The organism is Pseudomonas sp. BN505 (genome assembly GCF_029873175.1).
Taxonomy (GTDB): Bacteria; Pseudomonadota; Gammaproteobacteria; order Pseudomonadales; family Pseudomonadaceae; genus Aquipseudomonas; species Aquipseudomonas putida.
In genome coordinates this window covers 114,608-136,501 of record NZ_SSOI01000022.1, presented here as the reverse complement: position 1 = coordinate 136,501, position 21,894 = coordinate 114,608, and the positions used below count along the sequence as shown (strand labels likewise).

At 62.6% G+C, this 21,894-nt stretch carries 16 protein-coding genes and 1 pseudogene; 9 read left to right on the top strand and 8 right to left on the bottom strand.

Annotated elements, in window-relative coordinates:
- A pseudogene (locus tag E8E78_RS04410) lies at nt 1-437 on the bottom strand (electron transfer flavoprotein subunit beta/FixA family protein); the annotation flags it as partial.
- 532 nt (nt 438-969) lie between these two features.
- On the opposite strand from E8E78_RS04410, the gene E8E78_RS04405 reads away from it, so the two are divergent.
- Nucleotides 970-2,652 (top strand): electron transfer flavoprotein-ubiquinone oxidoreductase, encoded by a 1,683-nt coding sequence (locus tag E8E78_RS04405; protein ID WP_080642769.1) that lies wholly within the window; start codon nt 970-972, stop codon nt 2,650-2,652.
- 373 nt (nt 2,653-3,025) lie between these two features.
- On the opposite strand, the gene E8E78_RS04400 is transcribed toward E8E78_RS04405, so the two are convergent.
- Nucleotides 3,026-4,351: an MFS transporter gene (locus E8E78_RS04400; RefSeq protein WP_049275769.1), complete on the bottom strand. Its 1,326-nt coding sequence runs from the start codon at nt 4,349-4,351 to the stop codon at nt 3,026-3,028.
- Between the two features lie 73 nt (nt 4,352-4,424).
- Nucleotides 4,425-4,904 carry a response regulator gene (locus tag E8E78_RS04395; protein WP_049275768.1) on the bottom strand — a complete coding sequence of 160 codons (480 nt, stop codon included), beginning with the start codon at nt 4,902-4,904 and terminating at the stop codon, nt 4,425-4,427.
- Nucleotides 4,905-5,165: 261 nt separating this feature from the next.
- On the opposite strand from E8E78_RS04395, the gene azu reads away from it, so the two are divergent.
- On the top strand, nt 5,166-5,627 hold the full coding sequence (azu, locus tag E8E78_RS04390) for an azurin (RefSeq protein WP_059395724.1): 462 nt from the start codon (nt 5,166-5,168) through the stop codon (nt 5,625-5,627).
- Between the two features lie 37 nt (nt 5,628-5,664).
- Here azu and E8E78_RS04385 read toward each other — a convergent pair whose 3' ends face one another.
- The gene (locus E8E78_RS04385) at nt 5,665-6,165 is read right to left on the bottom strand and encodes a sigma-70 family RNA polymerase sigma factor (protein WP_049275766.1); all 501 of its coding nucleotides are present in this window, start codon (nt 6,163-6,165) and stop codon (nt 5,665-5,667) included.
- 230 nt (nt 6,166-6,395) lie between these two features.
- On the opposite strand from E8E78_RS04385, the gene E8E78_RS04380 reads away from it, so the two are divergent.
- Genes E8E78_RS04380 through E8E78_RS04370 form a run of 3 tightly spaced genes read left to right on the top strand, consistent with a single transcriptional unit; the run spans nt 6,396 to nt 10,961 of the window.
- Nucleotides 6,396-7,577 (top strand): efflux RND transporter periplasmic adaptor subunit, encoded by a 1,182-nt coding sequence (locus E8E78_RS04380; protein ID WP_049275765.1) that lies wholly within the window; start codon nt 6,396-6,398, stop codon nt 7,575-7,577.
- A gap of 1 nt (nt 7,578) precedes the next feature.
- Nucleotides 7,579-9,546, top strand: a complete 1,968-nt coding sequence (locus tag E8E78_RS04375) for a MacB family efflux pump subunit (RefSeq protein WP_059395725.1) — start codon at nt 7,579-7,581, stop codon at nt 9,544-9,546.
- On the top strand, nt 9,543-10,961 hold the full coding sequence (locus E8E78_RS04370) for an efflux transporter outer membrane subunit (RefSeq protein WP_280313565.1): 1,419 nt from the start codon (nt 9,543-9,545) through the stop codon (nt 10,959-10,961). Before E8E78_RS04375 ends, E8E78_RS04370 begins: the two co-directional genes overlap by 4 nt.
- Before the next feature lie 58 nt (nt 10,962-11,019).
- On the opposite strand, the gene E8E78_RS04365 is transcribed toward E8E78_RS04370, so the two are convergent.
- Nucleotides 11,020-12,630, bottom strand: a complete 1,611-nt coding sequence (locus E8E78_RS04365) for a PvdJ/PvdD/PvdP-like protein (protein WP_280313562.1) — start codon at nt 12,628-12,630, stop codon at nt 11,020-11,022.
- Between the two features lie 146 nt (nt 12,631-12,776).
- On the opposite strand from E8E78_RS04365, the gene E8E78_RS04360 reads away from it, so the two are divergent.
- The 4 genes from E8E78_RS04360 to E8E78_RS04345 are packed head-to-tail and all read left to right on the top strand — an operon-like array spanning nt 12,777 to nt 18,088.
- Nucleotides 12,777-14,159: a dipeptidase gene (locus E8E78_RS04360; RefSeq protein ID WP_274138950.1), complete on the top strand. Its 1,383-nt coding sequence runs from the start codon at nt 12,777-12,779 to the stop codon at nt 14,157-14,159.
- On the top strand, nt 14,156-15,031 hold the full coding sequence (locus tag E8E78_RS04355; RefSeq protein WP_280313558.1) for a formylglycine-generating enzyme family protein: 876 nt from the start codon (nt 14,156-14,158) through the stop codon (nt 15,029-15,031). The genes E8E78_RS04360 and E8E78_RS04355 overlap by 4 nt, the downstream gene beginning before the upstream one ends.
- 60 nt (nt 15,032-15,091) lie before the next feature.
- Nucleotides 15,092-16,420, top strand: a complete 1,329-nt coding sequence (locus E8E78_RS04350) for a SidA/IucD/PvdA family monooxygenase (protein ID WP_280313556.1) — start codon at nt 15,092-15,094, stop codon at nt 16,418-16,420.
- An 18-nt stretch (nt 16,421-16,438) separates the two neighbouring features.
- Nucleotides 16,439-18,088 (top strand): cyclic peptide export ABC transporter, encoded by a 1,650-nt coding sequence (locus E8E78_RS04345; protein WP_156859358.1) that lies wholly within the window; start codon nt 16,439-16,441, stop codon nt 18,086-18,088.
- 39 nt (nt 18,089-18,127) lie between these two features.
- On the opposite strand, the gene E8E78_RS04340 is transcribed toward E8E78_RS04345, so the two are convergent.
- From E8E78_RS04340 to E8E78_RS04330, 3 genes are all read right to left on the bottom strand, one after another.
- On the bottom strand, nt 18,128-18,352 hold the full coding sequence (locus E8E78_RS04340; protein ID WP_280313554.1) for a hypothetical protein: 225 nt from the start codon (nt 18,350-18,352) through the stop codon (nt 18,128-18,130).
- 50 nt (nt 18,353-18,402) lie between these two features.
- Nucleotides 18,403-20,781 (bottom strand): TonB-dependent siderophore receptor, encoded by a 2,379-nt coding sequence (locus tag E8E78_RS04335; protein WP_063423112.1) that lies wholly within the window; start codon nt 20,779-20,781, stop codon nt 18,403-18,405.
- Between the two features lie 159 nt (nt 20,782-20,940).
- Nucleotides 20,941-21,894, bottom strand: coding sequence for an alpha/beta hydrolase (locus E8E78_RS04330; RefSeq protein WP_049275755.1), 954 nt, complete (start codon nt 21,892-21,894; stop codon nt 20,941-20,943).

The following is a 21,894-nucleotide window of genomic DNA, read 5'->3' as shown; positions in this document are numbered from 1 at the left end:
ACCTTGGAGGCGAAGGTGCCCTGGGCGTAGCCGGTCAGCGCAGCCAACATCTGGCCGGTCTGGTTGTTGTCGCTGTCGATGGCCTGCTTGCCAAGGATGACCAGCTGAGGCTGCTCCTTGTCGACAACGGCTTTCAGCGCCTTGGACACCGCCAGGGAGTTCAGCTCGTCAGCGGCTTCTACCAGGATGGCACGGTCGGCACCCAGGGCCAGGGCGGTACGCAGTTGCTCCTGGGCAGTGGTCGGGCCGACGGAAACGACGACGATCTCGGTCGCAACGCCTTTTTCCTTCAGGCGTACGGCCTCTTCCACGGCGATTTCGCAGAAGGGGTTCATGGACATCTTGACGTTAGCAAGGTCGACGCCGGAGTTGTCCGCCTTGACGCGAACCTTGACGTTGTAGTCGACCACTCGTTTGACAGCTACAAGAACCTTCATGGATTCCTCGTTACTCTCCGGTGAATAGATAGTCGCCTGGGGCTGAGCCCGGCGATGCGCGTGGGTACAAGGGCACCTCTAAAAACGTACCGGAAGCCAGTATCTTCACTGTGACCGAACAGTCTTGTCCGGACTCTTGCGACAAATACTCACGGGTGATTTTCTGTCGTGGCGTGTAAACTCCACTACAAACCGGCCCAAGGCCGCAAAACCCTGCTCCACACCTGGTCTTTAGAGGTGTACCTGCGCCCGGCTGCAAGCCTACGGCGAACGTAAAACCGCTCGTATCTTGACCGTAACACCCCATCCGGTCAATACGGCAAATCGGTCACCCTCCAGCCGTGTTCCTGTGATTTTACTGGCCTGCGGCAAATTCAAACAAACGTTTGTATTGGACCCGCCAAGTGGTGTAGATATAATGCGCGGCCAAGACAAAACGGTGTAGTCCGTCATTTGCGCAGCTACAGTTTCGCTCCCGTGATGAGCCACTGTGCGCAAGCACCCATAAGACAAAGCAACAGCACGAGCCTTGATGAGTAGGAGAGAACCAGTGGAACGCGAATACATGGAATTCGACGTGGTCATCGTCGGCGCCGGCCCGGCAGGCCTGTCCGCCGCCTGCCGCCTGAAGCAGAAGGCCGCCGAAGCCGGTAGCGAAATCAGCGTCTGCGTGGTGGAAAAAGGCTCTGAAGTCGGCGCCCACATCCTCTCCGGCGCGGTGTTCGAACCCCGCGCCCTGAACGAACTGTTCCCCGACTGGAAAGAGCTCGGCGCACCGCTGAACACCGAAGTGAAGCGCGACGACATCTATGTGCTCAAGGATGCCGGCAGCGCCACCAAGGTGCCGGACCTGTTCGTGCCCAAGACCATGCACAACCATGGCAACTACATCATCTCGCTGGGCAACCTGTGCCGCTGGCTGGCCCAGCAGGCCGAGAACCTGGGCGTGGAAATCTACCCGGGCTTCGCCGCCCAGGAAGCGCTGTTCGACGACAACGGCGTGGTCCGCGGCATCGTCACCGGCGACCTCGGTGTCGACCGCGAAGGCAACCCAAAGGAAGGCCTGTACACCCCGGGCATGGAACTGCGTGCCAAGTACACCCTGTTTGCCGAAGGCTGCCGTGGCCACATCGGCAAGCAGCTGATAAAGCGCTTCAACCTCGACAGCGAGTCCGATGTCCAGCATTACGGCATCGGCCTGAAAGAAATCTGGGAAATCGACCCGGCCAAGCACGAGCAGGGCCTGGTGGTGCACACCGCCGGCTGGCCGCTGGACGTGGTAGCCAAGGACAACACCGGTGGCTCGTTCCTCTATCACCTGGAAAACAATCAGGTGGTGGTCGGCCTGATCGTCGACCTGTCCTACGCCAACCCGTACCTGTCGCCGTTCGACGAATTCCAGCGCCTCAAGCACCACCCGGTGATGAAGCAGTACCTCGAAGGCGGCAAGCGCATCAGCTATGGCGCCCGCGCCATCTGCAAAGGCGGCCTGAACTCGCTGCCGAAGATGGTGTTCAACGGTGGGGCGTTGATCGGTTGCGACCTGGGCACCCTGAACTTCTCCAAGATCAAGGGCAGCCACACCGCGATGAAATCGGGCATGCTCGCGGCCGAAGCAGTAGCGGACGCACTGATCGCTGGCAGCGAGGGGGGCGATGCGCTGAACACTTACGTTGACGCCTTCAAGGCCAGCTGGCTGCACGAAGAACTGTTCGCCAGCCGTAACTTCGGCCCTGCGCTGCACAAGTTCGGCCCACTGTTTGGTGGTGCATTCAACTACGTCGACCAGAACTGGTTCGGCGGCAAGCTGCCGTTCACCCTGCACGACACCAAGCCGGACTACGCCTGCCTCAAGCTGGCCGCGGATTCGAAAAAGATCGACTATCCGAAACCGGACGGCAAGCTCAGCTTCGACAAGCTCAGCTCGGTATTCCTCTCCAGCACCAACCACGAAGAGGAACAACCCTGCCACCTGAAGCTGACCGACCCGAGTATCCCGATCGCCAGCAACTTGCCGCTGTACGACGAGCCGGCCCAGCGCTACTGCCCGGCGGGCGTGTACGAAGTGGTCACCCAGGAAGACGGCAACAAGCGCTTCCAGATCAACGCGCAGAACTGTGTGCACTGCAAGACCTGCGACATCAAGGACCCAGCCCAGAACATCACCTGGGTTACCCCTGAAGGCGCTGGCGGGCCGAACTACCCGAACATGTAATGGCCCTGCCCTTGTGGTAACAAAAAGCCCCCGGTTCTCATGAGCCGGGGGCTTTTTGTTGCGAGTATGCGTCTGGGCTGCGAGGTGTTCGCCGTGAGAGGTTCAGCGCCTATCAGATCGAGCGCCGCCCGCGCGGCGCATCGCGAGCTATGCTCGCTCCTACGTTTGTTTCGGGCCAATTATTTTTGGGCAATTCGCGCGCGTGCGCCTTGGTATATGTCTCGATATCGGGTCGTACAAACAAGACGGTCGCGCGCACCTGTCACAGGCGTTACTGGCCGAAAATAAACGTCGGAGCGAGGGTAGCTCGCGATGCGCCGCACGGGCGGCGCTCGGTGTATGCCCTGCTACACAACCCAAGACATGTACTTGCTCATTTGTCACCACACATGATCGGCATCGGCTCCGCAGTAAACGTCAATGGCTCGCGGCGCCCGAAATACAGGGCCGTCAGCAGCCCCACCGTACCCATGATCAGACAAAAGCCGACACACACCCACGGGCTCCACGGCATCAGCGCGATCAATGCCAGCGGCGTGGTACTGGCCCACAGTGCGTAGGCCACGTTATAGGTGAAGGAAATACCCGAAACCCGGATCTCGGCGGGGAACAACCCGACCATCACCGACGGCACCACCCCCACCACGCCGCAGGACAGCCCTGCCAGCGCGTAGGCCAGCCAGGTCATGCCCCACTGCCCATTCAGGCTGGCGTACAACGCGCCGATGCCCAGCGGCAGCAGCACGCTGTAAAGCATCAGCGCACGCCAGGCGCCCACGCGGTCAACCAGCAGGCCGGCGAGTACGCAGCCGATATTGAGGAAGACGATGCCCACACTGCTCAGGGCAAAGGTGTGCCCGGGGCTCATGCCGAAGCGCTGCTGCATCACCGTCGGAGTTATCACCACCAGCACCACAACGGCAGAGGTCAACACGCAAGTCAGCAGCGCCGCCGGAATCAGCGCACGGCGGTGCTCGCCCAGTACCCGCCGCAGCGGGAACTTCACCGGCTGTTCCTGACGTGCGCGCAAGGCCAGGAACACCGGTGTTTCGCTCAGCCAGCGGCGTAGCCACACGCCAACCACGCCAAACACCCCACCCAGCAGGAACGGGTAACGCCAGGCGTAGTCGAGGATTTCCTGCGGTGTGAATACTTGCGCCAGCAAGGTCGCGGTCAGCGCCCCCAGCAGGTAACCGAAGGTCAGCCCGGCCTGCAGGAAGCCCAAGGCATAACCGCGTCGGCCGGCCGGCGCGTGCTCGGCAACGAAGGTCCAGGCACTCGGCACCTCACCCCCCACCGCCGCCCCCTGGAAGATACGCAGCGCCAGCAGAATCAGCGGCGCGGCATAGCCGATGTCGGCATAGGTCGGCATCACGCCGATCAGCAGGCACGGCAGGGCCATCATCAGGATGCTCAGGCTGAACACACGTTTACGCCCCAGGTGGTCCGCAAAGTGCGCCATCAGGATGCCGCCCAGCGGCCGCGCCAGGTAACCGGTGACGAAGATGCCGAAGCTTTGCAGCAGGCGCAGCCACTCAGGCATTTCGGGCGGGAAGAACAGCTGGCTGAGGGTCAGCGCAAAGAACACGAAAATGATGAAGTCGTAGATTTCCAGCGCGCCGCCCAGTGCCGCCAGGCCCAGGGTCCGGTGATCGCCGCGGCTGAACCGGGGCGGGCGAGCGGTATCGATGGCAGTCATGGCAGGGGTCCGCAAATCGGCAAAGGGCAAGAGGATAACAAATAGCTGCCCCGTTGCCCTGCCCGCTGCGCCGCTAGCGGTTGAACACCGTGTGCGCGAAGTTGGCCCGCGGCCGTGGGCGCGCCGCGGTAGCCGGCATGCTGCCCGGCAGCGGCAACTTGCCGACCACCAGTGGCGCGTCGATGATCGCCATGAATGACTCCAGCGCCTCGTTATCAGGCACCTGCGGGAGGCTCAGGCTGACCGCCTGGCGTTCGGTCTGCGGTACTGAAGGCACTTTCAACTGAGTGGAGTGGTAAAGCAGGGCGTGCTGGATCTGCGTGCTGACGCGGCAGAAGCGCGCCAGGTCGACCCCGGCATGATTGGCCAGCTCGATATTGCCCAGCAGCAGATGAAAAGGCTGCAAGGCGCAATGAACAAGGCGCTGGAGCTCCTCGAAGCTCTCCACGGGGGCGATCCGGTAATAGCCCAGGCCATTGAGCAACCGCTCCAGCTGCAGGCGCTGGCACGGGTGTGCGTCGGCGATGAGGATGCGCAGGGTCTTGTTTGCCATGGTGGGACCTGGGCAGTTGGGTAATGGGTACGCTCCATGACCATACTGCGCCAGTAACGGCTACTGCCAAGGCCATGCCTGGCAGCGGTCTTATTTGATAGAAGTCGGGAAACCCGCATAAATCAAGTGATTGACTGACGGAATTTGCATTTACCTTTAAGCCGGGCAGCGAACCGCAGGCCCTAAACCCTGACGCTCGGGCTTCGTATAAAAAAGGCGCATGCCCCAAGGCATCGCCTCATACCTTTTCGGAGTACCCAGATGTTTCGCCCTGCCCTAGCCTTTTTCGCCCTGACCCTGTCCAGCGTCGCGTGGTCCGACGAGTCCTGCTCGGTGGACATTCACAGCACCGACCAGATGACCTACAACCTGAAGACGATCAGCGTCCCGCAAACCTGCCAACGCTTCACGGTGAACTTGCAGCACACGGGCACGATGCCCAAGAACATCATGGGCCACAACTGGGTGCTGGCCAAAAAGGAAGACATCAAAGGCGTGACCACCGATGGCGCCGCGGCGGGTGAAGCCAACAACTACATCCAGCCGGGAGACAAGCGCGTGCTCGCCCATACCCGGCTGATCGGAGGTGGAGAAAAGGACTCGGTCACCTTCGACACCCGCGTGCTGCAGGCAGGCCAGGCGTACGAGTTCTTCTGCTCCTACCCGTTCCATTCGACCATGATGAAAGGTGCCCTGACGTTCGGTACATCGTCAGGCAACTGAAGCTAACGGAAAGTCGGCTGCGCTGCCGGGCACGTGCTCAGGTCTCTGCCCACTCGCGCATGCGCAGGCGGCAATGTTTCATGGCGTTGACGATGTGCTTTTCTACCGTGGCCTTGGACAACCCCATACGCGTGGCGATCTCGCCATGGGACAGGCCTTCTAGCTTGCGCAGCAAAAAGCACTCCCGGCAGGTGTTGCCCAGTTCCGCCAGCGCACGCTGCAGCAACTCCAGGCGTTCTTCCTGACGACAGACGCCGTACACGGGCGCGACGAAGAATCGCTCGTCGGTTTCCAGTATTTCGAGGGGCTCGGCGCGACGGGCCTTGCTACGCCGATGGCCATCGGTCACCAGGTTCAGGGCCGTGCGATAAAGGAAAGCGCGCGGATGGGAGATCTGCGTATCGTCACACCGCTCGATTATCCGCAGATAGGCTTCCTGAGCGATATCCTCGGCCGCATGGCGGCTGCCGAGACGCGAACGAAGGTACCGGACCAGTTCCTGGTAGTAATGCTCTAGCAATACACCCGAAGACGGCATCGAAGCGCTTTCCCTGTTTTCCGATGATGATAGAAATCTGATGCAGGCCAAGTAGTGGCATTGCCGGCGCTTAAACTATAATAATTCTCATCAAGTTTAAAGACGTTGTTACATTTCCCCCGCCCGCAACAGGCGTTTACCGCTAAATCCGTCCTTGTCGCTTTCGTTTAATCGGCAGCCTCCCTAGCTGTTCCCTGGTGACAGCGGCCCTCTCATGGTCGGAACCCTGCATGATGCCTCAACGCCTTCCCCGTCGCGCCGTAACCCTCGTGCTGTGCCTGATCCCGCTGGCCGCATTCGCCACCTGGCAATTGTTGCCAGGCGAGGCTGATCAGCGGCCTTCCGTCAGCGTCAGCCGTGGCAACATCGAAGCCAGCGTCACCGCGCTGGGCACCCTGCAGCCCCGCCAGTACGTCGATGTCGGCGCGCAGGCCTCTGGGCAGATCCGCACCTTGCACGTCGAGGTAGGCGACACCGTCAAGCAGGGGCAGTTGCTGGTGGAAATCGACCCTGCCACGCAACAGGCCCGGCTGGATGCCGAGCGCTATGCCATCCAGACCCTGAAAGCACAGGTCAAGGAGCAGCGCGCCGAACATGTCCTGGCCGAGCAGCAGTTGCGTCGCCAGCAGCGGATGGCCACCGACGGCGCCACCCGCGAAGAGGATGTGCAAACAGCCCAGGCCAAGGTGCTGACGACCCAGGCGCGTATCGACATGTATGAGGCGCAGATCCTCCAGGCGCAGGCCACGTTGCGCAGCGCAGAGGCCGAGCTTGGCTACACACGTATCTATGCCCCGATCGGCGGCACGGTGGTGGCTGTCGATGCACGTCAAGGGCAGACCTTGAACGCGCAACAGCGCACCCCGCTGATCCTGCGGATCGCCAAGCTGTCGCCGATGACGGTGTGGGCCGAGGTCTCGGAAGCTGATATCGGCCAGGTCAAGACCGGCATGCAGGCCTACTTCACCACCTTGGGCAGTGGCGGCAGGCGCTGGACCGGTACCGTCAGGCAAATATTGCCGATTCCGCCCAAGCCGCTGGACCAGCTCAGTCAAGGCGGCGGCAGCCCGGTTGCCGCCGGTGGCGCAAGCGGCAGCGGGACCGGCCGCGTGGTGCTCTACACCGTGCTGCTGGACGTCGACAACGATGACAACGCGCTGATGGCCGACATGACCGCACAGGTGTTCTTCGTCGCCGGATCTGCCAAGGATGTGTTGACGGTACCGATCGCCGCGCTTCAGGGGCGCGGCCAGGGCGAAGCGCTGCAGACTGCCCACGTCTTGACCGGCAAGGGCGACGTGCAGACGCGCCAGGTACGCACCGGGCTCAGCGACCGGCTGCGCGTGCAGATCCTAGAGGGCCTTGATGAAGGTGACAAGCTGCTGATCGGCCCTGTCGGCGGCGAGGGCTGACATGAGCATCCCGCTGATAGAACTGATCGGTATCCGTAAATCCTATGGTGGCGGCGACAGCCCCCAGGTCGATGTGTTGCGTGGCATCGACCTGAAGATCCATGCCGGGGAGTTCATCGCCATCGTCGGCACCTCAGGCTCCGGCAAGTCGACCCTGATGAACATCCTCGGTTGCCTCGACCGCCCAAGCGCCGGGCATTATCGCTTCGCCGGCCAGGACGTTGCCGGCCTGAACAATGACGAACTGGCCTGGTTGCGCCGCGAAGCGTTCGGGTTCGTGTTTCAGGGCTATCACCTGATCCCTTCCGCCTCTGCGCAGGAGAACGTGGAGATGCCGGCTATCTATGCCGGGACCACCGCCGCCCCACGGGCCGAAAGGGCCCAGGCGCTGCTGCAACGCCTGGGCCTGGGAGAACGCACCGGCAATCGCCCGCGCCAGCTTTCCGGTGGCCAGCAACAACGGGTATCCATTGCCCGGGCGTTGATGAACGGCGGCCATATCATCCTCGCGGACGAGCCAACGGGCGCGCTGGACAGCCACAGTGGCACCGAGGTCATGCGCCTGCTGGATGAGCTGGCCGAGCAAGGCCATGTGGTGATCCTGATCACCCACGACCGCGATGTGGCCGCTCGCGCGCACCGCATCATCGAGATCCGCGACGGTGAAGTGATCAGCGACAGCGGCGCCGACCAGGCGCCGCCACAGGCTCGCCCGGGGGCGCTGCAAGCCGAAGATCTGGCCCGGCGCCTGGTCCGCGCCGACAACCAGAGCAGCCCCTGGCTGGGCGAAACCCGGGACGCCCTGCAGGCCGCCTGGCGGGTCATGTGGAGCAACCGCACACGCACCGCGCTGACCCTGCTGGGGATCATCATCGGCGTCGCGTCGGTGGTCGTGATGCTGGCGGTGGGCGAAGGCAGCAAGCGTCAGGTCATGGCCCAGATGGGCGCGTTCGGCTCGAACATCATCTTCATGAACGGTGCCCCTCCGGCACCGCGCGCCCCGCCCGGAAACATTCGCCTCAGCGACGTGCAGGCGCTGGCCGAGCTGCCCCAAGTGAAATCCATAATGCCGGCCATGACAGTGAAAGCGCAGGTACGCTTCGGCAATCGCGACCTGGAATCGACCATCGGTGGGTATACGCCTGTGTTCCCGACCCTGATGAGCTGGCCCGTCAGCGAAGGCAGCTTCTTTACCGACAACGACCAGGCAACGGCTGCGGCCGTGGCCGTGATCGGCTCGGAAGTACGCAAGAAGCTGTTTGTCGACGGCCAGGACCCGATCGGCCAGTACATCCTCATCGAGAACGTTCCTTTCCAGGTGATCGGAGTACTGGCCAGCAAAGGCTCCAGCGGCGCCAACCAGCGCAACGACCTGCGCATCGCCATCCCGTACTCTGCGACCTCCATACGTCTGTCCGGCACGCAACACCCGGAGTACGTGATCATCGGCGCCGCCGACAGTACCCAGGTGCATGAAGCCGAACGGGCGATACGCCAACTGATGCTGAGCCTGCACGATGGCATGGAAGACTTCGAGATCGACAACAGCGCGGCGATGATCCAGGCCGAAGCTGCGACGCGCAACGGGCTGTCCCTGATGCTTGGCGCCATCGCCGCCATTTCGCTGTTGGTCGGCGGGATCGGCGTGATGAATGTGATGCTGATGACCGTCCGCGAACGCACCCGCGAGATCGGCATCCGCATTGCCACCGGTGCCCGACAGCGGGACATCCTGCGCCAGTTTCTGACCGAAGCCGTGGTGCTTTCGTTGACCGGCGGCCTTATCGGCGTGTGCCTGGCGCTGCTGATCGGCTTGGTACTCAGCCTGGCCCAGGTGGCCGTGGCGTTTTCCGCCCTGGCGATAGTGGGTGCCTTCGCCTGCTCGGTAGCCACCGGCGTCATCTTCGGCTTCATGCCCGCGCGCAAGGCTGCCGCCCTCGACCCTGTCGCCGCCCTGACCAGTGAATGACCATGACCAGAACCGCTCTTTTTATGCTGCCGCTGCTGACCTTGCTTGGCGCTTGCAGCCACACTGCTGCCCCCCTGGACAGCGGCATCGTTGCGCCCACCAACTGGCAAGGCCCGACTGGCGGCACGGCAGCCTCGGCGCAATGGTGGACAACCTTCAACAGCGCTCAACTGAGCCAGCTGATTGAGCAGGCGCGCCGAGGCAGCCATGACCTGCGCGCCGCCATCGCCAGGGTCAGGCAGGCACGGGCCGAGCTGCGCATCGCCGGCGGCCCTCTGCTGCCGAGCCTCGATGCCAGTGCCGACGCCTATCAGCAGCGCCTGCTGCGAGGCCAAGGCTACAGCGAACAGGATACTTCGAGCAGTAAACGGACCTACCGCTACTTCAACACCGCACTGACGGCCAGTTACGAGCTGGACTTCTGGGGCAAGAATGCGGCTGCTCGTGACAGTGCCCGTCTGGGCCTGCAAGCCACTGCACTTGATCGTGACACGCTCGAGCTGAGCCTGACGAGCAGCGTTGCCGATACCTATCTGAGCGCCCTCGCCGCTCGTGAGCAGGCGCGCATTGCCACGCTCAATCTGGAAAACGCCGAAAAGATCCTCAAACTGGTACGCACGCGCTTCCAGGCAGGGTCGTCGACTGCTCTTGAACTGGCCCAGCAAGAAAGCCTTGTGGCCAGTCAGCAACGCCAGTTACCGCTATACCAGCAAGAAGCCCGGGATGCGCAGATCACCCTGGCAATCCTGCTTGGTGTGCCGGTGCAGGCACTCGCGCTTGCCGATCAGCCTTTCGATCAACTGAGCGGCCCGAGCATTGCCGCCGGCATCCCCAGCCAGTTGCTGACCCGCCGCCCGGACATCGCCGGCGCAGAGGCGCGCCTGGCGGCGGCTCAGGCGGATGTCAGCGTTGCGCGGGCGGCACTGTTCCCCACGGTGAGCCTGACGGCCAGCCTGGCCACCGGCGACAGAAAGGCCATTGACCTGCTGCGCAATCCGGCGTTCAACCTCGGTGCCGGCCTGACAGCCCCCATTTTCAACAATGGCGCCTTGCGCGCCGAGCGCGATCGCGCCATCGCTCGCCAGGACGAACTGCTCGAAGCCTATCGCAGCGTGCTGATCACCAGCTTCGGCGAAGTCGAGAAGGCGCTGAACAACGTCGATGGCCTGGACCGCCAGACACGCTGGCAGAATGAAGAGCTTGCCCAGGCCCAGCGTGCCTTCGATCTGGCAGAGAACCGCTATCGGGCCGGCGCCGAGGACCTGCTCAGCGTGCTGGAGGCGCAACGCAGCCTGTTCACCGCACAGTCCGAGCGGGTACGACTGCGCGAGGCGCGCCTGCAGGCCAGTGTTGCCCTTTACAAGGCACTGGGCGGCGGCTGGACAGCGTCCGACACGCTGATGACGGCGAAGTAGGCATGCCCCCTGTCCGGGGGCCTACCTGGTACAAAACCAGCAAATAGCGCCAGGTGCGCTACAAACCGTCACGTCTCGGGCCGGGTGCCAGATGGCGAGCGTACCAGGGCCGCTGTGGCACCCTGTCGGCCAGTCGATCGGCATCTTCTTCCGGGCTGAAGATGGCCTGCAAGGCAAGCTTCATGGTCTCGATGTCCAGTTTCCCGGTGCCGCCACCATTGCCCAGCCCCCAGGCACCGCAACCGTCACGGGTGGGCCCCAGCCAGGGCTCGGCCACACGCACCCAGCGCCCCGGGGCAAACCATGGAACGCCATCGATCATCCGCAGTTTCACTTCCCCCGGGTGCGCCTGCTGGTGGGCCAGGTACCAGTCGTTCAGGCGGTCGTCGATCCAGCCGTGAAAGGCCCAGAACACCGGGTTCACGTGGGAGGAAAACGGATCGCCAAGGAAGTCGTTCTCGGCGCGGAACCAGCGTTCGGAAAAATCATAGTTGCGACGCCCGTAGGGCATTGGAAGATCCGAGTTCGGATCTCGCCCCAGGGATGCCCAGCGCATGTGCAGCCAGTCGTGGACCCCCAACTCGATGCGCGACCCCAACTCCCCCAGACACAAGCTGCTGAGGTATTGCGGGTCATGCAGCTGTGCTTCCCACAGCTGGAAGTTGGCGTGCAGCCCCTGACTGCTCTTGACGTAGTACAGCCACTGGCTGAAAGCATCATCGCCGGCCGCCTGCCAATTGGGCGGGACGCTGTAGCCGTCTCGGTTATCGAGGTAATCGAAGAACGCCTGGGTACCCTGCCCGATCGATGGACGTGCCGCGGGCAGGCTTGTCCAGGAGCGCAGGTCCTGGACCTCGCGCACGCCATGCAGCATGTGCCGGTGCATGAACAGAAAATCCTCGCCGGAGCCGTTGCGATGGCGGTCATGACCGCGGGCGTTGCGCTCCTTGCCCAGGGGGCCGACCTGCCAGCCCAGCGCACGCACCATCTGCCGTCGAGACTCATCAATGCGGTGCCAGCGATCACGGCTGGCATGCCAGAGCTGATGATAGTAGCGACGCTGCGGCGAAATCAGGTCCTCGTGCAGGGCCGCCACGAACGGCAACCGCTCACGCGCCAGCACGAAGGGTCGGCGCACAGCGACAAAGCCCGCCATTGCACCAGAATGCCCTGCCTGGGTCCCTGCCAGGCGTACTTGCCCGCTAAGGGTTGCGCTGCCTCCGCCCTGGCTCCAGTCGCCCCATATCTCATCCAGCACGGCATCGAAGTCATAGGCCTCGCCAGAGCCGGCAATCATCTTCAGCCGCACGTTCGGCAATCGGTCGGCCGCCAGCGGACCGTAAACCTGCAAACCCTGGTCGCCATATGGCGCAGTGCCCAGGTAACCGCGCACGGCACGGGCCCCCTGCCCTACGTCGAGCAACAGCTGTTGCGGCCCGGCCAGCTCGGCCAGCGCCGGGTGATCGCCCACCAGGCGCCAGTCCCAGATCCCGACCAGGCGCTCACCCAACAGCGCATTGGGCAGGTCGTCGACCGGCACCGCTGGTTCGTCACTGCTCAGCTCCGCTTCCTGGGCCCGCTCCCACTCCTGCCGTGCGTAATAGGCGGCAGGCAGTGCAACACCAGCGGCCACCAGGCCGGCCAGGATCTTTCGACGTGACACTTTCATCCACTGTTCTCATGACGTGACTCCTGCTGCAAAAACGAATGGTTGAGGAAGCGATTTAGAGGGACGCTAAATTCTCTTGGCGTCGGCTCGTTTCACCCAACAAGTTCGAACGGCATGGGGCCGTCGTGCAGGCGACCGAGTACGCAATGAAGAAACAGGCTTTGTTATCGCGCAGATGGCCATGGGCATTGGCACTTCTGCTTCTGCTCCTGCTCCTGGTAGCCGCAGGTGCCTGGGGGTATCGGGCCTACCTTGCCAAGCACCCGTACAGCCGCGAAATCGAAGAGCGAGCCAACGCCCTGCAGGCGCGCATCCCGGCGCTGGATGCACACCTTGACGTGCCGTTGAACTACGGCGCCAGTGGCAGGGAAGCGAATCGTGACGGCCCGACCCAGTTCGACCTGGTGAAAGCTGCCAAGGGCCGCCTGAGTGGCGCGTCGATCGCGATCTGGTCATGGCCGGAGTTCTGGCGCGGGCCCAATTGGCCGCACCGGCCCACCCCCGGGTTCAAGGCTGCAATGGCCAACGAACTGGAAGTACGCTATCGGATCATCACCAGCATCGCCAAGGATTTCCCGGCCCAGGCGGGGATCGCCTACACACCTGCCGACTTCCGCCGACTGGCCAGTGAAGGCAAGTTCGCCATCATCATCAGCCTGCTCAACGCCGCGCCCCTTGGCGATGACATCGACAAGCTCGACCACTGGGCCGCACGCGGCATGCGGGTGTTCGGCCCGGGCTACGTCGGCAACAACAGCTGGGCCGACTCGGCACGCCCCTTGCCCTTCCTGGGGGATTCGGTCGACCCGCTGGGCGGGCTCTCCGACATTGGTCGGCGCGCCATCACCCGGCTCAACGACCTCGGCGTGGTCATCGATGTCTCGCAGATGTCCAGCCAGGCCCTGACCCAGGTCACCGAACTGAGCCGGGCACCGGTGATGGCTTCGCACACCGGCGTGCAAGGCCTGATGGACATCCGCCGCAACCTCAGCGACGCCGACCTGGCACACATCAAGGCTACCGGCGGGCTGGTCAATATCGTGGCCTACTCCCACTACCTCAAGCCGTTCTCGCGCCCGACCATCGAGAAGATGAACGCCTTGCGCGCCAGGTATGGTTTGCCCGACATACAAAGCCAGACCCAGATGGGCACCACCACCGACCCGGTGTTCTCGATCTGGTCGGAGAAGAAGTTCGGCGAATACCTCACGCCCTTCTACGACATCGTCGGCGCCGAGCCCAAGGCAACCCTGGCCGACTATGTCGACTCGATCGATTACGCGGTGAAGAAGATCGGTATCGACCATGTCGGTATCAGTTCGGACTTCAACGACGGCGGCGGTGTGGTCGGCTGGGAAGATGCCAGCCAGAGCCGCAACGTCACCGCCGAACTGATACAGCGTGGCTATTCCGATGAAGACATCGCCAAGCTCTGGGGAGCCAACTTCCTGCGTGTGTGGGAAGCCGCCCAGAAGGCCGCCAGGCCGACCCCTCCTCCCGTTGCCCACAACCTGCAAGGAACCCCATGAAACGGCTGACCTCACTGATTGCCCTCGGTTGCCTCTCGCTTTCGCTCGAAGCCCTCGCTGCCGACCCGGCGGTACCGGGCAAGGTTTTCAAGGACTGCAAGGATTGCCCGGAAATGGTCGTACTGCCCGCCGGCAGCTACGTGATGGGCACGCCCGATGACGAACTGGGCAAACAGGACGATGAAGGTCCGCTGCACACCGTGACATTCGCCAAGGCTTTCGCCATGAGTCGCTTCCATGTGACCGCCGGGCAATGGCAGGCCTATGCCAGGGAAACCCACACTGTGCTGCCCGACGGCGACAACCGCCCGGGCCGTTTGTGCAAGAACGGCAAGCCCAGCTACCCGCAAGGCCCGAGCCAGCCTGCAGTCTGCATGACCTGGGAGGAAGCACGCGGCTACATCGGCTGGCTCGCGAAGAAAACCGGCAAGCCCTACCGCATGGTCAGCGAAGCCGAACGCGAGTACGCCGGTCGCGCCGGCTCCACCGGCCCCTTCCCGTTCCCCTTCGACGAGCAAGGCGAGTATCAGATCAGCAAGCATGCCAACACCTACGGGCCGCGCGATGGCTTCACCTATACGGCACCGGTCGGCAGCTTCCCGGCCAATGCGTTCGGCATGTATGACACGCATGGCAATGTCTACGAGTGGGTCGAGGACTGCTGGCATACCGATTATGTCGGCGCGCCCACCGACGGTAGCGCCTGGACCACCGGTGACACCTGCACGCACCGGCAGATCCGCGGTAACGACTACCTGGAACCCCCGATCTTCTCGCGTTCGGGCAACCGTAACGAGCGCAAACCTGAAGTGCGCGGTGACTGGCTGGGCTTTCGCGTAGCGCGCGCGCTCGAGGACGGCGAATACAACTGACCCACTGCAGAGAAGGATCTTTACCAACCTCTGGACACCCCCGCACAAGGAGTCAACGACATGAGCGCCTCAACTCTCCACGACCTGATCGGCGTAGGCTTCGGCCCGTCCAACCTGGCGCTGGCCATCGCCCTGCAAGAGCTTTCCCAGAGCCATGGCAAGGCCATTGATGCCTTGTTCATGGATAAACAGGAGCACTATCGCTGGCATGGCGATACCTTGTCCTCGCAGAGCGAACTGCAGATTTCGTTCCTCAAGGACCTGGTTTCACTGCGCAACCCCACCAGCCCGTACAGCTTCGTCAACTACCTCAAGCAGCAGGGCCGCCTGGTCGACTTCGTCAACCTGGGCACCTTCTACCCGTGCCGACTGGAGTACAACGACTACCTGGGCTGGGTCGCCGGGCAGTTCGCCGAGCAGGCACTGTATGGCGAAGAAGTGCTGCGCATCGAGCCCGAACTCGATAACGGGGTCATTCATCACCTCAAACTGATCTCGCGCAATGCACAAGGCATGCAGCGGACGCGTCGCACCCGTTCGGTGGTGATCAGCACCGGTGGCTCACCGAAGATTCCAGCCATTTTCGCGCCGCTGCGCAACGATGCCAGGGTTTTCCACCATTCTCGCTACCTCTCCGGCATGCAGAACCTGGCCCCCGGCCACGGCAAGCCGATGCGTGTCGCGATCATCGGTTCCGGGCAGAGTGCCGCCGAGGCGTTCATCGACCTGAACGACAGCTTTCCTTCGGTGCAGGCTGAAATGATCCTGCGCAGCTCAGCCCTCAAGCCCGCCGACGACTCGCCTTTCGTCAACGAGATCTTCGCCCCAGCCTACACCGACCTGGTCTTCCAGCAAGCAGCGGCAGACCGCGAAAAGTTGATCGGCGAATACCACAATACCAACTACTCCGTCGTCGATCTGGAGCTGATCGAGCGCATCTATGCCGTGTTGTACCGGCAGAAGATCACCCGTCAGCCCCGCCACGCGGTGCTCTGCCGGCAGCACGTGGCGGCGGCGGTCGACGTCGGGGGTGGCATCGAACTGACCCTGCGCGACCTCGCCACCGGGCAGCAGCAGACACACCGCTACGATGCCGTGATCCTGGCCACAGGCTACGAGCGCAAGAGCCATCAGCACCTGCTCGAGCCGCTTCTGCCTTACCTGCATGGCCTGGAAGTGGACCGTACCTACCGCGCCCTGGCCACCCCACAGCTCAAGGCGCCAGTGTTCCTGCAAGGTTTCTGCGAGGCCACCCACGGCTTGAGCGACACCTTGCTTTCGGTGCTGCCAATGCGCAGCGAAGAGATCGGGCAAGCACTCTATGCCGCCCTGAATCTTTCCAGCAGCGCTCACAAGGCGCTGAGCAAATCCCTTGCCAGCGTCGGCTGATCAATCCAGGAGCCCATCATGTCCCAGCCCACCCGCGGCGCCGTGCAGGATCTTTTCGCCCTGCTCAAGCCGTTCAAATATACCGTCGCGCTGTCCGTCATCCTGGGCATGGTCGGCGGCCTCAGCATCACCTTCCTTCTGGCCACCATCAACCGGGCCCTGAACGACGACACCGGCCTGACCCAGGGCGTGGTCTGGGGCTTCGCCGGGCTTTGCCTGGTGGCCCTGGCCAGCTCGGTGTTTTCCGACATCGGTAGCAACCGGGTGGGCCAGAACATCATCGCCGCCTTGCGCAAGGAACTGGGCGAGAAGGTGCTGTCGGCCCCCATCGAACAGATCGAGCGCTATCGCAGCCATCGACTGATCCCGGTGCTGACCCACGACGTGGACACCGTCAGCGATTTCGCGTTCGCCTTCGCACCACTGGCAATTGCCTTGACCGTTACCCTGGGCTGCCTGGGCTATCTGGCAGTGCTGTCCTGGCCGATGTTCCTGCTGATGCTGGCAGCCATCGCACTGGGTACCGCCGTGCAGTACATCGCCCGAGCCAAGGGCATTCGAGGGTTCGTCGCGGCACGGGATGCCGAAGATGAACTGCAACGGCACTACAATGCAATTGCCGGCGGCGCCAAGGAGCTGCGTATCCACCGCGCACGCCGTCAGCGCATGTTCAGCCGCAACATCCAGGGGACGGCCGACAAGATACGCGACACCCAGATCCGCTCCATCAATACCTTCGTCATCGCCAAGACCTTCGGCTCGATGCTGTTCTTCGTGGTCATCGGCCTGGCACTCGCCCTGCAATCCTTGTGGCCTAGCGGCGACAAGGCAGTGATGAGCGGTTTCGTGCTGGTGCTGCTGTACATGAAGGGCCCGCTGGAATACCTGATAGGCACGTTGCCCATCGTCAGCCGGGCTCAGATCGCCTTTCGCCGGATTGCCGAGTTGTCGGAGCAGTTCTCCTCCCCCGAGCCGCACCTGCTGCTCGAAGACAAGGCCAGCCAGCTGCCCGCCTTGCGCACCCTCGAGCTGCATGACGTGCGCTTTGCCTTCCCGCCGGTCGACGGCAACGCACCGTTTACCCTGGGGCCGGTGAACCTGCAGATCCGCCAGGGCGACATCGTCTTCATTGTTGGCGAGAACGGCTGTGGCAAGACCACACTGATCAAGCTGCTGCTAGGGCTGTACCCGCCGCAAAAAGGCGAGATACGCATCAACGACCAGGCGATCACCGCGCTGAACCGCGATGATTATCGCCAGCTCTTCACTACCATCTTTTCCGATTACTACCTGTTCGACGACCCCTTCCTGGGGGCCCAGCAGGTGCCGGAAAGCGCCGAGGTCTATCTCAAGCGGCTGGAAATCGCACACAAGGTGAGCATTCGCGACGGCAGTTTCACCACCACCGACTTGTCGACCGGGCAACGCAAGCGACTGGCGCTGATAAACGCCTGGCTGGAAGAGCGCCCGGTGCTGGTGTTCGATGAATGGGCTGCGGACCAGGACCCGACCTTCCGACGCATTTTCTATACCGAGCTGCTCCCCGAGCTGAAGCGCCTGGGCAAGACAATCATCGTCATCAGCCATGATGACCGCTATTTTGATGTCGCCGACCAGCTGGTGCGCATGGAAGCCGGCAAGGTGGTGGTCGAGGCGTGTGTCGCCTGATTCACTGGAAGCGGGGGACTTGACTGGCGTCCCCCTGCATCACATTTCCCTTCCCCTCCAACTTCCTCTTCCCTTTCCCCTTCCCTTCCCTTCCCTTCCCTTCCCTTCCCTTCCCTTCCCTTCCCCCTCCCCTTCCCCTTCCTCTTCCTCTTCCTCTTCCTCTTCCTCTTCCTCTTCCTCTTCCTCTTCACCTTCACCAACCTGACCTCTAGATGTTGTGGCAAGCCCTGCCAGCCCAATCCAGATTTCAAGACATACGCGCATAAAAAAACCCCACCCGACAACGCCGGGCAGGGCTGGTAAAGGCAGTTGACTCAGTACTGATAACGCAAGGTCACCGAGAAGTTGCGCGGGTCGCCGTAGTACAAGCCACCCCAGTTGTTGGAGGTCGGCAACGACTGGTAGTAGACCTTGTCCAGGGCATTGTTCAAGTTGTACTGAACGCTGAACTGGCGGTTGATCTGGTAGTTGGCGTGCAGATTCAGCAAGGCGTAGCCGCCCTGCTTGATATCGTAGCCGGTGGTGTCGGCGGAGGTACGGCTCTGGGCGTAGACATCGCCACCCACATTCCATTGGTCCAACACGCCAGGCAGACGGTAGTCAGTAGAGACTTTCAGCAAACGGCGGGGGATCTTGCTGTAATAGTCGCTACCCTTGCTGCTGCCAGCCACATACTCCGGGTCGCTGTAGGTGTAGCCGGCACTGACGTTCCAACCTTGTACGGGTTCACCCGAGACCTCCAGTTCGAAACCGCGGTTGCGAACCTTGGCGCCGGTCTTGTAGCACTTGCTGGTACCGGTCACGCCACAAGTCGGCGCAACCGACAGTGCCTCCGGCATGTTCTGCAAGTCGGTCTGGAAGATCGCGAAGGAGGTATTGAGGGCACCATCGAAATACTCGCTCTTGATACCGGTCTCGTAGTTCTCGCCTTCGATCGGATCCAGCAGCGTGTTCCCCGCACCATAGTAGCTCTGAGTCTTGTAGATCTCGGTGTAGCTGGCATACCAGGTGTGGTTCTTGTTGAGGTCATACACCAGGCCGGCATAGGGCACCATACGACCGTTTTCTTTGTATTGGTCGTTGGTATACGGGCTGCTGACCTTATAGTCGGACCAACTGAAACGGGTACCCAGAATCAGGCTCAAATCGTCCGTAACGCTGAAGCGCGAGGCTAGGTAGAGCCCGCGTTCTTTGCGAATGTAGTTGTAATCGCTCCCGGTGGCAGAAAGGATCGGGTGCGGCAGCGAGCTGTAGTCGAAATCGGTGATATCGACGACCGGGTTGTTGGTCGCAGTCTTGATGACCGCGTCGAAATCGTCCTTGCGGGTGTTGGCGCCGAACATCAGTTGGTGCTCGCGGCCAAACAGCTGGAACGGCCCGGTGGCGTACAAATCCACACCAAACTGGGTGTCTTTGTAATCTGCTTGCGAAACAGTCAACCTGGTGTTGTCACCGGATACCCGGTTCGGGTAGGACGACAGAAAGTCCGCGTTCGACCAGATCGAGTTCATCGCCAGCGTCACCTTCCACTCGTTGTCGAAGTAGTGGGTGATGTCGCTGAACAGGTTGTAGTTGTTGCGGTCCAGATGCGCCCACTTGCCATTGAGGTTGGTGGAACGCGACAGCGGGTAGAACGAGCCGTCGGCGCGGGTATTCAAGCCGCCCCAGTCATAGCCATTCTGGTTGTCCTTCTGGATGGTGGCGCCCAGGGTGAGGACGGTGGAATCATTCAGGTCTGCTTCGCCGATCAGGTACAGCAGCTGGTTGTCGCGCTGGGCACCATCACGGTAACTGTCGGCAGTGTTGTAGTAGGCCACCGCTCGGCCACGGATGTTGCCCTCATCGGTCAGCGGGCCGGATACGTCCACCTGGCTGCGATAGTTGTCCCAGGAGCCAGCCCCCAGTTCCGCGCCCAGTCGAAAGTCGCGCGTCGGGCGCTTGCGAATCAGGTTGATGGCCGCCGAGGGGTTGCCGGTGCCCTGCATCAGGCCATTGGCACCGCGCACAACTTCAACCCGGTCGTAGATGGCCATGTTCGCCGTGGACATGACGTCCATGGAGTAGTTTTCCGAGATGTTGGTCGGAATGCCGTCGTACTGCAGGTCGTTGATCTCGAAGCCGCGCGCGTAGTAGGTGGAGCGATCGGTGCCGAGCTTGGTCAGGGTGATCCCGGTGACAGTGCGGGCAATGTCGTCGAGGTTCTGGACGTTCTGGTCGTCCATCTTCTTGCGGGTCACAACGGTCACCGACTGCGGCGTCTCGCGCAGGCTCATGGCCATTTTGGTGGCGGTGGTGCTGACACCGGTGGTGTAGGTGCCGGTGCCTTCGGTGGTGGCGCCGAGGGCTACGGCGCTGACGGCTGTGGGGTTCAGTTCCATCACTGAGGAGTCGACCGCGTGAATCATCAGCACCCCGTCCTGCAGGCTGTAGCGCACACCGGTGCCCGCCAGCATCTGGGCGATGGCGTCCCGCACTTCCAGGCTACCGCGCACGGCGGTGCTGCGCTTGCCGTCGACGTCGGTCGGGTTGAACAGCACCTGGATATTGGCTTGCTGGCCCAGGGCCTGGATCGCCGAGGAGAGTCTCTGCGACGGAATGTCGAACGCCAAAGCTTGCGCGTAGCTGACGCTGGAGGCCATCAGGCCGAGGGTCAGGGCGCTGAGGTGGAAAGGTGAACGCAGAGCCCGCCGCATGCAGAGCGCCTTGAGCAGGGACCGGTTCTGTTGTTGAGTCGGCATGATTTTATAAAGTCCTGAGAGCGAATAGCGGATAACAATGCTTCGTATTTCTAAATAAGACGGAACATCGTGGAAAACCGGATGAACTTTTTGAAAAAAAGTTATCCAGCCCCCTCAGTGGCTTCCCAGGGCCTGAGCTAGACGCTCGCCGAGATCGGTCTGGATGGCCACAACGTCTTCGACCACCGCGTCCATGCGCATGAAGTCGTGGGTCATGCCCTCGTGGACCTGAAGCTGCACCGGCGCGCCCGACTCACGCAGGTGCGCGGCATAGGCCACGCCCTCGTCCAGCAGCGGGTCGTGGCCGGCCAGCAGCAGCCAGGTGGGTGCCAGGCCCGCCGGCAGCGCCCCCAGCAGTGGCGACAAGCGCGGGTCGGCGCGGTCCTCGGGGCGACGCTGGTAGTGGCTGTAGAACCACTCGAGGCTCTGCCGCTCGAGCAGGTAGCCGCTGGCATAGCGCTGGTGGGATTCGCGCCAGCAACTGGCATCGGTCACCGGGTACAGCAGCACTTGCAGGCAAGGCCGCACCAGCGCCTGACCAAGGCTGTTGGCCAGGGCTGCGGCCAGGCTGCCCCCGACGCTGTCGCCGCCGACCGCCAGCCGGGCCCGGTCCAGGTTCAGCTCGCGCTGTTCCAGCAGCCAGGCCCAGGCGTCCTCGGCATCTTCGAAGGCGGTGGGGAAGCGCCATTGCGGCGCCAATCGGTACTCCACCGCGATCACCACCTGCCCGGACTGCTGAGCAAGCGTCCGGCACAGGTTGTCATGGGAATCGAGGCTGCCTACCACATAGCCGCCGCCATGGAAATACAGCAAGGCGCCCTGCTCCGTGCTGCCCGGCGCCTGCCGGGCGTACAGCCGGCCTTGCAGCCAGTGACCGTCACGGGTCTGAAAACGCAGGGGCTGGACGTGCTCGATCTCCACCGGGACCAGGTTCATCAGCAGCGATGATTCGTCAAACTGGGCGCGCGCCTGTTCCGGGCTCATCTGGTGCATGGCAATGCTTTTGCCAACATCGCGGCCAGCCTCCACCAGCTCCAGGTAAGCGGCGATATCCGGGTTCAAGGTCAT

Bases quoted from the DNA above. Each gene is read 5' to 3' on its own strand.
- E8E78_RS04355 (WP_280313558.1), top strand. From the start codon at position 14,156: ATGAAACGGCTGACCTCACTGATTGCCCTCGGTTGCCTCTCGCTTTCG.
- azu (WP_059395724.1), top strand. From the start codon at position 5,166: ATGTTTCGCCCTGCCCTAGCCTTTTTCGCCCTGACCCTGTCCAGCGTC.
- E8E78_RS04380 (WP_049275765.1), top strand. From the start codon at position 6,396: ATGATGCCTCAACGCCTTCCCCGTCGCGCCGTAACCCTCGTGCTGTGC.
- E8E78_RS04395 (WP_049275768.1), bottom strand. From the start codon at position 4,904: ATGGCAAACAAGACCCTGCGCATCCTCATCGCCGACGCACACCCGTGC.
- E8E78_RS04360 (WP_274138950.1), top strand. From the start codon at position 12,777: ATGAAGAAACAGGCTTTGTTATCGCGCAGATGGCCATGGGCATTGGCA.
- E8E78_RS04345 (WP_156859358.1), top strand. From the start codon at position 16,439: ATGTCCCAGCCCACCCGCGGCGCCGTGCAGGATCTTTTCGCCCTGCTC.
- E8E78_RS04340 (WP_280313554.1), bottom strand. From the start codon at position 18,352: ATGCGCGTATGTCTTGAAATCTGGATTGGGCTGGCAGGGCTTGCCACA.
- E8E78_RS04400 (WP_049275769.1), bottom strand. From the start codon at position 4,351: ATGACTGCCATCGATACCGCTCGCCCGCCCCGGTTCAGCCGCGGCGAT.
- E8E78_RS04350 (WP_280313556.1), top strand. From the start codon at position 15,092: ATGAGCGCCTCAACTCTCCACGACCTGATCGGCGTAGGCTTCGGCCCG.
- E8E78_RS04365 (WP_280313562.1), bottom strand. From the start codon at position 12,630: ATGAAAGTGTCACGTCGAAAGATCCTGGCCGGCCTGGTGGCCGCTGGT.
- E8E78_RS04330 (WP_049275755.1), bottom strand. From the start codon at position 21,894: ATGACCTTGAACCCGGATATCGCCGCTTACCTGGAGCTGGTGGAGGCT.
- E8E78_RS04405 (WP_080642769.1), top strand. From the start codon at position 970: ATGAGTAGGAGAGAACCAGTGGAACGCGAATACATGGAATTCGACGTG.
- E8E78_RS04370 (WP_280313565.1), top strand. From the start codon at position 9,543: ATGACCATGACCAGAACCGCTCTTTTTATGCTGCCGCTGCTGACCTTG.
- E8E78_RS04385 (WP_049275766.1), bottom strand. From the start codon at position 6,165: ATGCCGTCTTCGGGTGTATTGCTAGAGCATTACTACCAGGAACTGGTC.
- E8E78_RS04375 (WP_059395725.1), top strand. From the start codon at position 7,579: ATGAGCATCCCGCTGATAGAACTGATCGGTATCCGTAAATCCTATGGT.
- E8E78_RS04335 (WP_063423112.1), bottom strand. From the start codon at position 20,781: ATGCGGCGGGCTCTGCGTTCACCTTTCCACCTCAGCGCCCTGACCCTC.